Annotated in this window: 13 protein-coding genes; 2 read left to right on the top strand and 11 right to left on the bottom strand. The window is 49.5% G+C overall.

Features of this window, described 5'->3' with window-relative positions; genetic code table 11:
- Positions 1 to 20: 20 nt before the first annotated feature.
- A complete protein-coding gene (locus DXA36_RS13525; protein ID WP_118680045.1) occupies positions 21 to 806 on the bottom strand; it encodes a carbon-nitrogen hydrolase family protein in 786 nt (261 codons plus the stop codon).
- A 131-nt stretch (positions 807 to 937) separates the two neighbouring features.
- Between DXA36_RS13525 and DXA36_RS13520 the strand changes: the two genes are divergently transcribed.
- Positions 938 to 2,230: an ATP-binding protein gene (locus tag DXA36_RS13520; protein ID WP_207666360.1), complete on the top strand. Its 1,293-nt coding sequence runs from the start codon at positions 938 to 940 to the stop codon at positions 2,228 to 2,230.
- A gap of 63 nt (positions 2,231 to 2,293) precedes the next feature.
- Here DXA36_RS13520 and DXA36_RS13515 read toward each other — a convergent pair whose 3' ends face one another.
- The 4 genes from DXA36_RS13515 to DXA36_RS13500 form a co-directional block, all read right to left on the bottom strand.
- Complete coding sequence (locus tag DXA36_RS13515; protein WP_118680041.1) at positions 2,294 to 2,635, bottom strand: arsenate reductase family protein; 342 nt, start codon at positions 2,633 to 2,635, stop codon at positions 2,294 to 2,296.
- Between the two features lie 78 nt (positions 2,636 to 2,713).
- Positions 2,714 to 3,337: an MBL fold metallo-hydrolase gene (locus DXA36_RS13510; RefSeq protein WP_182479068.1), complete on the bottom strand. Its 624-nt coding sequence runs from the start codon at positions 3,335 to 3,337 to the stop codon at positions 2,714 to 2,716.
- A 13-nt stretch (positions 3,338 to 3,350) separates the two neighbouring features.
- Complete coding sequence (locus DXA36_RS13505; protein ID WP_118680037.1) at positions 3,351 to 4,223, bottom strand: TPM domain-containing protein; 873 nt, start codon at positions 4,221 to 4,223, stop codon at positions 3,351 to 3,353.
- Between the two features lies 1 nt (position 4,224).
- Positions 4,225 to 5,208: a hypothetical protein gene (locus DXA36_RS13500; RefSeq protein WP_118680035.1), complete on the bottom strand. Its 984-nt coding sequence runs from the start codon at positions 5,206 to 5,208 to the stop codon at positions 4,225 to 4,227.
- A 231-nt stretch (positions 5,209 to 5,439) separates the two neighbouring features.
- Between DXA36_RS13500 and DXA36_RS13495 the strand changes: the two genes are divergently transcribed.
- Positions 5,440 to 5,691: a hypothetical protein gene (locus DXA36_RS13495; RefSeq protein ID WP_243114650.1), complete on the top strand. Its 252-nt coding sequence runs from the start codon at positions 5,440 to 5,442 to the stop codon at positions 5,689 to 5,691.
- 70 nt (positions 5,692 to 5,761) lie between these two features.
- Here DXA36_RS13495 and DXA36_RS13490 read toward each other — a convergent pair whose 3' ends face one another.
- The 6 genes from DXA36_RS13490 to DXA36_RS13465 form a co-directional block, all read right to left on the bottom strand.
- A complete protein-coding gene (locus tag DXA36_RS13490) occupies positions 5,762 to 6,517 on the bottom strand; it encodes a hypothetical protein (protein WP_118680033.1) in 756 nt (251 codons plus the stop codon).
- A gap of 190 nt (positions 6,518 to 6,707) precedes the next feature.
- On the bottom strand, positions 6,708 to 7,331 hold the full coding sequence (locus DXA36_RS13485; RefSeq protein WP_118680031.1) for a GH25 family lysozyme: 624 nt from the start codon (positions 7,329 to 7,331) through the stop codon (positions 6,708 to 6,710).
- Positions 7,332 to 7,401: 70 nt separating this feature from the next.
- A complete protein-coding gene (locus tag DXA36_RS13480; RefSeq protein ID WP_118680029.1) occupies positions 7,402 to 8,319 on the bottom strand; it encodes a DUF6179 domain-containing protein in 918 nt (305 codons plus the stop codon).
- 80 nt (positions 8,320 to 8,399) lie between these two features.
- Entirely contained in the window at positions 8,400 to 8,939 is a 540-nt protein-coding gene (locus DXA36_RS13475; protein WP_118680027.1) for a DUF6323 family protein, read from the bottom strand.
- 180 nt (positions 8,940 to 9,119) lie between these two features.
- Positions 9,120 to 11,675: a diguanylate cyclase domain-containing protein gene (locus DXA36_RS13470; protein ID WP_118680025.1), complete on the bottom strand. Its 2,556-nt coding sequence runs from the start codon at positions 11,673 to 11,675 to the stop codon at positions 9,120 to 9,122.
- A 135-nt stretch (positions 11,676 to 11,810) separates the two neighbouring features.
- The gene (locus DXA36_RS13465) at positions 11,811 to 13,295 is read right to left on the bottom strand and encodes a D-alanyl-D-alanine carboxypeptidase family protein (RefSeq protein WP_118680023.1); all 1,485 of its coding nucleotides are present in this window, start codon (positions 13,293 to 13,295) and stop codon (positions 11,811 to 11,813) included.
- Positions 13,296 to 13,568: the final 273 nt, after the last annotated feature.

Genomic DNA, 13,568 nt, shown 5'->3' with positions numbered 1-13,568 from the left:
GTATTGCCGTCACATTTGCTTTATGTATGGGAGCAGTTTCTCCGTAATTCATCGGAAATCTCCCTCCTCCCACGCATACCGAAGGTGTCGCTCCCTTTTTCGTAATCATAAATAAGAAGGCCTTCTTTATGCCTGTCCATTTCCTGAAGCACGGCCCCGTTAGGATCGAAAACTGCGGTAGGTGCGGTCTGGAAGAAGGAACTGTTATTCACAGACAAAACCGTACATACATTTTCCACCGCCCGTGTCCGCAGATGGGCTTTTATCAGCTCATAACGCGCTGTATTTTCCTCCCGGGAACTATCACAGAAGGATACCAGGCACACTTCTGCCTTTTTCCTGTACAGTTCCCTGAAAAATTCCGGGAAACGGACCTCAAAGCAAATCCGGATCCCCAAACGGATTCCGTCAATTTGAAAAATCCCCGTTTGTGCACCGGGGATGAAATTTTCCCTGTCCCACCCCCACAAAGCCCTTTTTCCATAGGTTTGCACCGTTCCATCCGGGGAAAACAGGAGCATGAGATTGCGATACCGGCCGTTTTCTTCTTCCATACTGCCCGCCGCAATATACATTCCCTGATCTTTTGACAGTCTGCGAAGCTGTTCCCGGTATCCCGCCTCTGCCTGATAGTCCGCTCCGGCGGCAGACGGAATTTCCAGCGGCGGATATCCGGTAAGGGCACATTCATGAAAGGCAAGGAAACGGACCTTTTGGGATGCCGCAGATAAAACCGCTTTTTCCATGTGTCCGTAATTTTTCTCCATGTCCCCGCTGCCGGGGAACTGATAAAGTCCTATACGCATATTTATTTCACCCCATGATGTAAAAACGTGTTTTTTTCAAGCTATTTTTTTAGAAAAACGTGTTTCAATTCTTTGTAAAACTCAGAAAAAAGTGTTATACTATATCTGCATCAGGAAGGATGGTGATAACCTTGAAGCGAAATGCAATCAAAGACTTAATACAATGGAAAAAAAGCGCCGAACGGAAACCATTGGTATTGAAAGGTGCACGTCAGGTTGGCAAAACCTGGCTCATGAAAGAGTTCGGTAAGAGTTACTATGACAGCTATGTTTATTTCAACTTCGATGAAGAAGAGGAGCTGAAATCTATCTTTGAAATAAACAAAAACCCGCACCGAATTATTGAACTTTTGTCCATGATCTCCGGAGAAAAGATTCTGCCTGAAAAAACGCTGGTTATTTTCGATGAGATTCAGGAATGCCCGGAAGCCCTCAACACACTCAAATATTTCAAGGAAAAGGCCAATGAATACCATGTAATCGCCGCAGGAAGCCTTCTGGGAACACTGCTTGCAAAGCCTAAATCCTACCCGGTGGGTATGGTAAATTTGCTGGATATCCATCCCCTGACCTTTGATGAGTTTCTGGAAGCAACGGAAACACCTTTGCGCACCTATTATGACAGCATCCAAAAAGGGCAGCAGATCGAGGAAATCTTTCATAACCGTTTTCTGGAAGCCTACAACTACTATCTTATCATAGGCGGAATGCCGGAGTGTGTTTCTTCGTGGGTCAAGTACAAAGATCCGGCGAAGGTAGCACAGATTCAGAAGGAACTCATAGAGGTGTATGAAAATGACTTCTCCAAGCACAACGGGAAGGTAAACAGCGGACGGATCCTGATGGTTTTCCGAAGCATAGTATCACAGCTTGCCAAATCCAATGAAAAGTTTATGTATGGGGCAGTCCGTGACGGCGCACGGGCCAGAGACTTTGAAGAAGCGATTGAGTGGCTGGTATCTGCCGGTATGCTCAACCGCATATACAATGTATCAAAAATGGAGCATCCGCTTTCGGCTTTTGACAAAATGGAACAGTTCAAACTTTTTGTATTTGACACTGGGCTTCTCAAACACATGGCCGGGCTGGACAACAGTGCAATCCTTCTCAAAAATAACTATCAGTTCAAAGGCCCTCTGACCGAAAACTATGTCCTGCAGCAGCTTCATGGACAATTTGAGGTAGAACCGAGGTATTATTCAGATAAAAGCGGCGAGATTGATTTTGTAATCCAGTATGGGACAGATATCATTCCGGTGGAAACAAAGGGCGGCGATGATAAGTCTGCACCCTCTTTCAAACGTTACCTTGCCGAAAAGCAGCCGGAATATGCCATTCGTTTTTCCAAGAGAGGGTATCTGAAAAACGGCCTCATCACCAATATACCATTATATCTTGCACGGAAGACGAAAGAACTCCTTTAAGTAAATGCCCGTCACTGTTTGTGACTGTGACGGGCATTTTTGTTCCATTTTTCTTCCCATAATTTACTCCCAGCCCTTCCATATCTCCGGCCGGTACCCAACGGTGGCTTTCTTTCCGTTTCTCACGACAGGTGTCCGGATCACCTGCTGGTTTTCCAGAAGCTTCTCCGCCCTGTCCTCTTCCGCAAGGTAATGCACGATTGCCAGGGCATCCTTATCCCTGCAGTTTTCATCAAGCAGGGCACTGAGTCCGCCCACCGCCTGGCTTACCGCATTCAGCTCCCCCCTACTCATCCCTTTTTCCTTCAAATCAATATACTGGTACCGTATGCCGCGCTCTTTAAAATAACGTTCGGCCTTTTTCGTATCAAAACATTTTGTCTTTCCGAAAATCTGTATATTCACTTTGTTCTCCTAATCCAAAAATCATGGGGGACATCCTTCCCCTTACCGGCATGCCATTCCTCACCGGCATGCCATTCGTCACCGGCATGCCCACTGCTTCAGCACAGCCGTATGTGGTTTGCTATTCCTGTTAAGCACCAGCGTATCGGTTTCATAGCGCACAACGCCGCTGCAGTAAGAAAGGAATTCTTCGCAGGTCTTAAGTACCGGAAAGCCGCTCACAGCTGTCCGGTAATGCATAGGAATCACTATCCGGGGATTGATCTCTTTAAGCACTTCACTGACAACGGAAGGCTCCGCCGTATAATAACCGCCTGCGGGAGCCATAACGGCGTCCGCCTCTCTCAAAAGCTCCATTTGCCAGTTTTCGGGGCGGCAGCCCATATCTCCCAGATGGATCACCTTCATGCCTTCCCCATGGAAAATATGGATGGAATTCGTCCCGCGCTTACGGCCGCAATCCGCATCATGCCAGCTTTCCACAGCTTCGATGCCGAAAGGGCTGCGTACAAAGCTTTCCGCAATTGTCACGCAGGAGTCCCCATGATGATCGCCATGCCCATGGCTGCATAGACACAGGTTTGCCGTCACATCCAAATCTCTCAGCCCCGGTACGGAACCATTTTCGTAAGGATCCACCACAATCGAGTAATCACCGGAGCTTAGTTTAAAACAGGAATGTCCCAAATACTGTAGCTTCATGTAAAAAACCCCCTTATCTGCTGTGTCCTCCGCCTCCGTGGGATACACCGCCGCTGGAAACATGGCCTCCTCCGCCGCCGGAACCGCCGGAGCTGTTATCATCCCGCTGGATATGGCGCCTTGTTACTGTTTTATTGATAAAAATATCGCTCTGGCTGCGGATCTGCGGATGTCCGCCCGCCACATAAGTCGTTACACCGGTGGTTTTGCGTCCTTTATTCCTGCCCAGATTCACACCTATGTATACGGCTGTTGCTGCCGCCGCAATAGCGATCATGAGAACCGCCGGAATTTCTTTTTTGCCCGTCATATCAGAATAGAACAGATTCACATATTTTGTGTAAGCCTTGTAAGGATTGCTCTCCACATCTTCCAGCGCCTCGTTCAGAAGATCGTCGATCATAGAGCTGCTGAAACGATCCTGGGCTTTGCCGCAGGTGCTCAGCCAGGAATAGACGCTGCCGTCGCTCTCCCTGTACCAGTTGTCAAGCAGAAGGACGCCGTCTCCCTGGGGTTTGTTGTATCCGAACATATGCTCATCATAGAAATTATCCGCGTACACCATGGTATACTGGTAAGGCTGCAGGCTGCCCAGCCGGTCCTCATAGCCTTTGGCATATTCTTCCAGGGATTCGTCCAGTGTCACCAGGACAATATCGCAGCCAGTTTCCTTTTCCCTCCTGGCAATCAGTTCACGCAGGTTGTTTTCTTCCTTCTCGGTAAGCTTATCCGCATAGTCAAAAACCCGCTCCGTGGTGGTGCATTCCGTATTGCTGCGCACCGTCTGTTTTTCTCCGGGTTTGACTAGGGATAAGAGGATAAAAACCACCGCCAGTACCAATATAATAATAAAATAAACTCTGAAATATTTCAGATATCCCTTCATCTCACAGCACCTCCAGTATTCCTTTTATAAGCAGCAAAATTATGGTAAGGCTGGCAAAAAAGGTGCCGCCGTAAGCGAATATCCTCTTTTTACACAAGGGGGCTTTCCCGATTACCTTCCCCGTCTGTCCGTTGACAAAGCAGTCATAGTTCGTGCCTTCATAATTATAGCGGTACCGCCAGATGGGAAGCAGCGCATATTTGGATTGCACACTGTGCATACGGACGGTTTCCTGCGCGGGGATCAGGGCCGTATATCCATTCATGGTATTGTGGAGCATAACGGAGGCATCCTTCCTCGCACGTTCCTCCGCCCGCGGCTCCAGGGCCTCTGCTGGCTGATTATAGATTTCTCCCAGGAAGCCGGACATATATTCCGGCCGGAACTTTTCCAATGCCTCGTAACCGTAAGGCTCCATCATATCCATTACACGATCTTCCATTTCCAGAGAGGCATCTACCGGAAGCTTTTCAAAGTCCACATCCACATCCCGGTTCACCTGGAAATAAGAGGTCTCCGTATACTCCGTATCCCCGCTGACCCAGACGCGGACCCGCGTCCCCGTCCCGGAGTAATGGCAGTCCGCTTTCATATCATACAGCCAGAAGGGTACATAGTTCCCTTCCATTTTTTCCACGGTAGCCTGGGATAAAAAAGATTCCGGTGCAAAAATACGTTTGGAAAACTCCTCCTCCAGACGCTTTACCGCCGTTTCCTTTCCCATCTTAAAGGGAAGGATTAAACGTGGTTCATAAACGCCTTCTATTCTCTCGTCAAAAATAGTATAATGGCCGCAGTATTCACATTTGACCGCACTATGATAATCTCCGGCCTCTATAGGTGCCCCGCAGTTGGCGCATAGTTCCATTCCGCCGCCCGGCGCCTCATCCTGGGTCCCTATGCCGTCGCAATAGGGACAATGCATTGCTTTCCTGTCCGGATCGTAAACCACATTTCCGCCGCAGTTCTTGCATTTATAAATCATATCCTGATCTCCTTCATTCGCCCGTAAGCCTGATGATTCCGCTCAACGGGCTGCGTGATATCTGACTTGTAACTGTCCTGTATCTTCACAGTTATTTTCATTTTACCATTTTCACTACGCCCTGTCTCCCGTTTTTTCCTGTTATTTTTCTCGCCATGCGGGAATAAAAATGATATAATAAAAATACTTGTACCACCGCAGCATTATTTTGCAGGAAAGGAATGTATTATTATGAATCCGATGAATCCCATGAAATTATTACAGATAAAAGCCTCCTGGGAGCAATTCAAGGCCAGGCACCCCAAATTCCCGTCCTTCCTGAACGCCGTATCCAAAGGCGCGGTAACGGAAGGGGCACTGATAGAAATGACCATAACCACGGCAGATGGGAAAAAATACAGCTCCAATCTGAAGCTGACGCCGGAGGATATGCAGCTGGTAAATGATATGAAGGATCTGTTTTCCGGCCCACAGGGGAATTAACGGTTATAGAAAAAGGCCCGGCATACTTTAAAAGGTATGCCGGGCCTTTCTGTCCGGTTCTGAGCAGCCGTCACAACATGGACTGGAAAAGCTCCGTCATAACCGCCTGCGTCATCGCCTGCTGATACTGCAGGGAATAATCCGCAATTTCCTGTTGTATCACTCCCGCCAGCTCCTGTATGGACAAAAGAACCTGCCCGGCTTCGGCAGCTGCCTGCTGCTGATAAAGAAGAACTGCCTGCTGCTTCGTGTTTGCCACCGCCAGAAGCTGTTCACACAGCACCGCCGCAAACTGATACTGTGCGGCTTCGGCCTCATTTCCCGCCGCCGCAGCCTGACCGGCCTGTTCCAGCGCCTCCTCCCTGGCTTCCTCCAATTCCTTCTGCTGGGCTGCCAGGCTTACAAGCTGCTGGTTTTCCAATGCCGCCTGCTGCTGGGGATCCATTTGGTTCAGAGCCTCTATCATCGCCTGATGAGCCGCAATATCCTGCCCGATCTCCGCCGGCCCCTTTACGCCCGTCAGCTCTCCTTCCTCATTGAATACAAGGATGGAACTGGCGGTCGCTTTTACTTTAGCCAAAGTGGCATCCATTACATTATATCTCACAAAATAGGGATCTCCAGCACTTTCCTTCAGGAACTGCATAACCTTGCCGCTGGTATTGCCCATAAACAGGAGCCCTTCCCCGCCGGGTACATCCACCACCAAAACCTCTCCATATTCATCTGAACGGATGAGTTCAGCCGCATCCGCTTTTACGGGAAGCATACAAAACAAGGCCGCAGCCGCAGCTGCAGCCAGCGTTAACAAATGTTTCTTTTTCATCCTCCTACCTCCATTCCGGAATAATGTATCTTTTCCTATCATACCCACTCCCGGTTGAAAAGACAAGTATAAATCTTCGTAATTCTTCCCGCTTTTATGCGTTTGTTACTGTCCGCAGCTCCCTGCACCGCTGCCCCGTGGTTATGCCTGCCGGTTTTCCCCGGGGCGGCGGCACAGGCATATTTTTTTATCACCGGAAAGGCATATAACAGACGTCCAGATCCACCGGCGCCAAGATCCCTTCAATAATCCCCTTGCCGGAGTACTGCCAGGCAAAAAGCGGCTGCCCGATCACCGGCCCGTGGCCATCTGCGGGCGGTTCCTCCGAAAAAGGAAAACTGCGTGATATGGGGTAATCTGCTATCCAGAGCGGACAGTCAAGAGATTCTCCATCGAAATAACCCTCCCTGTAAAAAAACAGTCCCGTGTAAATGCCAAACGCATATCCTGCTCCGGCCGCCGTATTCTCTGCGGTCCGGATCAAGCCTGTAAGAACTTCTTTCCCCCGTGTTTCCAGAGAACGGTCCTCCACATCCCACCATATTCTGCATTTGCGTATCCCATATGCCTGCAGAAGCCGGATTACCTGATCAGCCTCCTTCTGCGCTTCCGTCGGCAGAAGTGCATATGTATAGCGGTACACATCAAAGGGAATGTCATTCTCCAGACAGCCCCTTACATTTGCCTCAAACTGCATATCCGCACTCCCATCCCTTCTTACCGCCCGCAGCACAGCGAAGCGGCAGCCTGCCGCCTTCACCTTTTTCCAGTCAATTATCCCCTGATACTCGGAAACATCAATTCCTTTTATCATAGCTATCCCTTTTTCTATCTCTGTTCTTACTATAATATATGAAAAAGGGAAGCCGCCGTATCCTGCTCCCCTAAAAACTGCCGCATGGGTCAAATCCCCGGCCGTCTGCTGCGGGATTTTTGACTTGGGAAAGCAGAAGAAGCCGCGCGGCCAGTTCTCTTCCCATCTTCCCAAAATACGCCTGCTCCTCCTGGTTAAAGCCCATTCTGGATACCAGCAAAACAAGAAGGGCCCTTATTTTCTCAGATGCCCTATCCAGACTGTCCCCTTCCAGATAAACGTAAAGAAGCTTTTGCTCCTCCTTGCCGGTCCGCAATTCCTGTACCGGAGTGTCACCTATCATACACATGACAGCCTGAAGCAGCACCGGATAGCAGATATTATCCATGTACAGGTTTCTATAATCCGCCTGCTGATTCTCCAGCAGTTCACACACCGCATGCCGCGGAAATTGTCCCAGCAGCTTGTTCTCCATGGTAATATGCTTAAGATAGCTGTAAATCCTGTCCACGCCGGTAAGCGTCTCCCCTGCCGCCAAATCCGGGTAATCCAGCGTAAGGATATGATCCTGGGGGCGGAACCGGGCATCGTATTTCATGAAAAAAGCCGGAAGCCCCTTCCGGATCGTATCCCTGTAATTCAGGCAGCCGTAATCCTCAAAGCCGTCTGTCAGCTTTTCATACAGTTCCCTTGCCGCCTGCGCCTTCTGCGTCACCTTCTGATATCCTTTATCATAAGCCTGCCTGGCCCCCAGGCCTTTTCCCGGAGACGTAACCCCATACGGATTACCGGAAAAGCATTCCTGTATACAGTAACAGACTGCCTCCATAAGCACCGCCGCTGTCTCATAGGTCACCGAACTGCTTTCCCTGGAGGTATATTTATCCGTAAGCCATGCGACTACGGGTAAAAGCTCCGCCATATCATAGTCCGCCACTTTTCCATTTACCATAGAAAGTTTTTCTTCTATGGAATGTATTTCTTCCATTCCCGCTCCTGTCCGCCTGTGTCCGCAGGCACGCAACTATGCACGGTCCGCGCAGTGGATACGCAGGCCTTTCCGATCCGTTACCAAAATAATTCCTTTACCACATCCATATACAGCGTTTCATCCCAACGCTCCTCCTCACTCAGCTTCTCATATTCCCCATTTCCGCCGCTTTTACGATATCCTGTATATCCGGCGCGGATCGCGGAGGCAAACCGGGGCAGGCAGGTGCTCCGCAGATATTCCGTGTCCCCCATACAGATATCCTCAAACTGTTCCTTCATGAAAGCCAGAAGTTCATCGTCCGTCAGCTGATCCGCCGCTTCGTTTTTAAAACAGTAGAAAATATCCTGAAGTTCCTCCATCGTTTCTTTGTAAGTATCCTGAGTAATATAGGAGGAATCACAAAAAGTAAAGATAAGTTTATCCAGAATCCCGCCGCCGAATTCCACTCTCCGGTACTTTTTCAGGCTTTCATTCCTGCAGATCACCAGTTCGTGCGCCTCCTGTTCCGTAAGGCTTAAACCGAACCGGGCCGTCTTTTCATTGCAGTCCATAAGAACAGACATTTCCCGCTTCTCTTTTTCCGCCAGAATCATTTCATAAAATTTTTCATCCATATCCCCATCCCTTTCTGTTATCCCATCCCCTTGTTTTACCCATTTTCCCCGCCGGGAATGCCTATTATACGTCCGCGGCGCATCCAATACAAGACTTGACATTTTCCACTTTTTATGATACGATAGTAATCGAAAAAGAGATAGAAGCGTTGACGCTCCTATCTCTTTTTATTTATTCTGTCATGACAGCCATTGTTCCTCAAAAACCTCCGCCCTTACCGGCTTTCCGAAATAGTATCCCTGTATCAGCTCCAGGCCCATTCCTTTTACCACTTCATATTCTTCCCGGCTTTCCACGCCCTCCAGGCAGACCTTTTTGCCTACGTCATGGCACAGCTCCGTTATGGCTTTTACAAACGTTGCATTAAACAAATCGGTGGTGATGCCCTTAACAAAGCCCCTGTCGATTTTGACCACGTCCACAGGGGTGCTTTTCAGGGAAAACAGGGAGGAATAACCGATGCCGAAATCATCCATCGCCAGCATGATGCCCGCCTGCTTCATTTTATCCAGGATATCCCTGGTTCCCGCCGCGTCCTTCATCAGATAGGTTTCCGTCAGCTCCAGTATGACGCCCTCAGGCGGCATCCGAAGTATCTCCAGTGTCTCGCGTATTCCCTCCACGATATCTCCCTCCAGCAGCTGCCGGTATGAAAGGTTGACGCTGATATGGAAATCCGGCTTTCTTTTCCGCCATCTCCCGCACTGCTCCACTGCATGATACAGAATCCAGCTGCCCATCGGGATAATCAGCCCGCTCTGCTCCAGCAGAGGGATGAACTCTACCGGTGAAATATCCCCATACTTCGGGCAGTGCCACCTGGCGAGAGCCTCTGCACCGCAGATTTCCCCGGTTTCCGCATATACCTGGGGCTGATAGCTGACGGAAAAACCGGTGAAGCCATGTTCGATGCTCTCCCTGAGCAGCTCCGTCAATTCAAGCGACCGTTCCTTTTCCCTGATAAGTTCCACGGAAAACAGGGTCATCCGGTTTTTCCCCTTCTGTTTGGAATGCTCCAGGGAATAGTTGGCAAATTTCAACAAATCCAGGTAATTGTCCGCATCGGACGGATAAACCGCACAGCCGGCGGATATAGTGCAATAGTACTTTTTGCCGTTATATTCCTGCTGCCGGCAGAATTTATTCTGTATGCCGCCAAAGATCTTCTGCGCCTCCCGCTCTTCCCCGTTCAATATCAGGATGCCGAATTCATCGCCGTCCAGACGGTAAATCGATGCATTGGGGGAAAGCATTTGGGAAATTTTCTGTGCCGTCGTCCGGAGCACCCCGTCCCCGAAAGCTCTGTCATACAAATCATTCACATTTTTGAAGGAATCCATATCCAGGATCATAACATCCATCCGGTTCCGTTTTTCATGGTCCGCCAGATACTTCTTGATATTTCCCTCAAAGGCAAACCGGTTAAAAAGCCCCGTCATATGATCCGTCCGGTTTACTTTTCCCAGATTCGTAATCAAGCCGGCAAACAGATCCGGCCGTCCCTGGGAATCCTTCAGCATCCGTCCTCTGCAGCGCAGCCAGATCCATTCCCCCCTGGTATTCCTGGCCCTGTATTCGATATTGTGGGAATTTACTCTTCCATCCGCAATGTCCTGATTGCTTTCTAAAAAACCTTTTTCATCGTCGGGATGTATCATACCACTCCAGAAAGCCGCCGCATTCTCCACAATCTCCCCCGGCAGCCCGAACTCCTTCACCATGGCCGGCGGATACCGGAAAACACCTGTTTTCATGTTTCCCACAAATACATAATCATCCGTACTCGCCGAAAGGGCGTCGTATAAATGATCCTTATCATACCGGAAGGTATCCGCCGTTTCACCGGCCCCGCCGGTTGTCAGAAGCTCCTCCTTTGCCCGTCTGATATGATAATCCCTCTTCTGAAGGTACATTTTCTCATCCGCCTGTCTGATGATCTCCAATATGGAATTCCTGTCACCGGGATATACTTCCGTCAGCCCCGCGCTGAAGGATACCTGCTGAACCCGCGAATCCTTCTCCTGTGCTTTCCGGAACCGATCTTCTATTTCTCGAATACGCGCTTCCGCTTCCGAAAGGCTCACTCCGTAAAAAGCGAGGACAAATTCATCACCGCCCATCCGGAATACCATATCACGCTCCTTCAGGCATTCTCTGACCGCATCAGCCAGACATGACAGAAGCTGGTCCCCTTTTGCATGGCCATACCTGTCATTTATCTTCTTCAGTTCATTGACATCCATCAGGGCAACGGTAATAATAGCGTTTTCCTTCCGGCCCGTTTCCATCCGCTCCGCCAGCATTTCCCTTCCGGCCCTGCGGTTATGGATTCCTGTCAGGTCATCGAACCTGGCACACCGGGACAAAAGTGTATATTCTGTAACGTCGGTAAATTCACTCACATAGTAGCGCTTCCCGTTCCACTCTGTCCAATTGTCATAATGCCTGTATACCCGCCCCGTCTTTGTATTCTTCTCATCCCAGACAACAGGAGGGCATCCCGCTTCCCTGTCTTTTCTGCTGCAGAACGGGCATTTTCCCGTCATTCCTTCCTGCAGAAGCTGCCAGCACGGCTTTCCCTCCGGGTGCTCCAAACGGAACTCCCTTTTCATGGCGTCATTCATATAAACAATTGTTTCCGTCTCCGCATCCAGAATATATATATTCGTCTGCAGCCGGTTGAAAACTTCTGTAAAAAAAAGCGCATCAAAATCATCAACTCTTCGCGTATCCATAAAAGCTCCCTCTGTTACGATACCGTGTACACAATTTCATTATAAGCTTTTACGGTCTGTTGTACAAGTGCGAAATATAAATGGGTATATATAAAATTCCCCCGGTTGGATCACCGGCCCTTAGCAGCAATGCAGCTATCTTCGCGGCCTGCGTCCGCTTCCTGCATTCCGCATCCTGCCGCCTCTTCTTCTTTTCCTCCAGCGGTATTTCCAAATCTGCCGGCGTACCAGCATGACGGTACCCAGGATAACTGCGGCAGCCGCCAGTATCCCCAGCGGGATATACCACCAGCGGAAGCCGGCATCCCCATCCTTTTCCTCTTCGGCCGGCCGGGTTTCCGTTTCAGGCTCCGTTTCCTCCGGCTCCGCTTTTGTCCGCAGGAAATCAGGAAGGGTTATGGAAGCCTGTCCCACCTCACGGGTGCCGTATGTATATTCCAGCACACCGGTATCCGCGTTCTCCTCCGCTGCTGCCAGCAGAAGCATGGGCTTCAGATCTGAGAAATTCACCTGGGAAGGGATGATCACATAACCGTCCTGCGCCACCTGTACAGGTACCGTCTCCACTTTTTCCGTTCCGTCCGCCGCCTTTACAGGCACTTTTATTTCACCCGCTTCACTGGTTCCGATATCCACCTTTTTAAAATTATCAAAGCAGAAGTCAAACAGGGATGCGGTATCCACATATACCTGACGGCCTTCCGTTTTCATGGTTACACAGATAAGCTCCATGTCGTCCCTGGCTGCACAGGTGACCAGCGTATTTTTCGCAACTACCGTATACCCGGTTTTTCCGGCAAAAACACCGTCATAATGATATTTGCCGCTGCAGATCATCTTATGGTGGTTAGACATGGGAATCAAATCCGGCTGTTTGTCCGTGGGCTGGATCTCATAATATACGGTCTTGGACACGGTTCTGAAAATCTCATGCGTCAGGGCTTCCCTGGTGATCAGCGCCATATCATAGGCACTGGATACATGCCTTTCATCCGGCAGCCCATGCGGATTGACAAAATTACTGTCCTGGCAGCCCAGCTCAACCGCCCGCTTATTCATCATATCCGCAAAATTTTCAATGGTACCGCCCACATGGACGGCCAGGGCATAAGCCGCATCGTTGGCAGAGGCCAGCATCATGGCATACAGGCAGTCCTCTACCGTCAGCTCCTCATCCTCATCCAGGGCAATATGGGAGCCCTTATCCTCCATATAAACCGCTTCGTGGGGAACCTTCACCAATTCATCCAATTCACAGTTTTCCATGGCGAGAAGGGCTGTCATGATTTTCGTAATGCTGGCAGGGTAATATTGGGCGTGCATGTTCTTGCTGTACAGGATGGTTCCGGTGGAAACCTCCATCACTATGCCCGATTCCGCAACCACCGAAGGTCCTGACGGCCAGAAAGCATCGGCTCCGGAGCCGTCACCTTCCGCCGTGGCTTCCTGTTCCGTTTCCCTTCCGCCGGACTCCGTTTCCTGCCCGCCTTCCGTGTTATGAACCATTTCGTCTTCAATTGTACTGATGGTATTTCCCACCGCAAGTGCGGTTATCGGGGAAGAAATAAGAAAAAAAGAAGAAAGAATTGCCGCTGTAGCCGGTATCCATTTATATTTCATCAGGGGGTATACTCCTTGCAAGTTTCTAACATTCCGATCTCCCGCTGTCCGTAAGACGCAGAGGGATGAAAGGACTCTCAACTAAAAGATTACCTCCCCTGGAATATCAAGTCAAGCAGATTATCTTCTATTTCCCCTCAAAAGTAACTTTTCAGGCAGGTAATTTATGGAAATTGCAGGTTTTTCCCAATTCTTAATTTTTCTTGAAGATGAGAATTGACAAATGGCCCGCATATCCCTATACTTTCTATTATTACAACCGTAAGAAAGGTT

Origin of the sequence: Eisenbergiella sp. OF01-20 (assembly GCF_003478085.1) — a bacterium.
Taxonomy (GTDB): Bacteria; Bacillota; Clostridia; order Lachnospirales; family Lachnospiraceae; genus Eisenbergiella.
Note: the sequence above shows the minus strand (reverse complement) of the source record. Positions and strands in the feature narration are given on the sequence as shown.

Bases quoted from the DNA above. Each gene is read 5' to 3' on its own strand.
- DXA36_RS13510 (WP_182479068.1), bottom strand. From the start codon at position 3,337: ATGAAGCTACAGTATTTGGGACATTCCTGTTTTAAACTAAGCTCCGGT.
- DXA36_RS13525 (WP_118680045.1), bottom strand. From the start codon at position 806: ATGCGTATAGGACTTTATCAGTTCCCCGGCAGCGGGGACATGGAGAAA.
- DXA36_RS13465 (WP_118680023.1), bottom strand. From the start codon at position 13,295: ATGAAATATAAATGGATACCGGCTACAGCGGCAATTCTTTCTTCTTTT.
- DXA36_RS13475 (WP_118680027.1), bottom strand. From the start codon at position 8,939: ATGGATGAAAAATTTTATGAAATGATTCTGGCGGAAAAAGAGAAGCGG.
- DXA36_RS13470 (WP_118680025.1), bottom strand. From the start codon at position 11,675: ATGGATACGCGAAGAGTTGATGATTTTGATGCGCTTTTTTTTACAGAA.
- DXA36_RS13500 (WP_118680035.1), bottom strand. From the start codon at position 5,208: ATGATTTATAAATGCAAGAACTGCGGCGGAAATGTGGTTTACGATCCG.
- DXA36_RS13480 (WP_118680029.1), bottom strand. From the start codon at position 8,319: ATGGAAGAAATACATTCCATAGAAGAAAAACTTTCTATGGTAAATGGA.
- DXA36_RS13490 (WP_118680033.1), bottom strand. From the start codon at position 6,517: ATGAAAAAGAAACATTTGTTAACGCTGGCTGCAGCTGCGGCTGCGGCC.
- DXA36_RS13495 (WP_243114650.1), top strand. From the start codon at position 5,440: ATGAATCCGATGAATCCCATGAAATTATTACAGATAAAAGCCTCCTGG.
- DXA36_RS13505 (WP_118680037.1), bottom strand. From the start codon at position 4,223: ATGAAGGGATATCTGAAATATTTCAGAGTTTATTTTATTATTATATTG.
- DXA36_RS13485 (WP_118680031.1), bottom strand. From the start codon at position 7,331: ATGATAAAAGGAATTGATGTTTCCGAGTATCAGGGGATAATTGACTGG.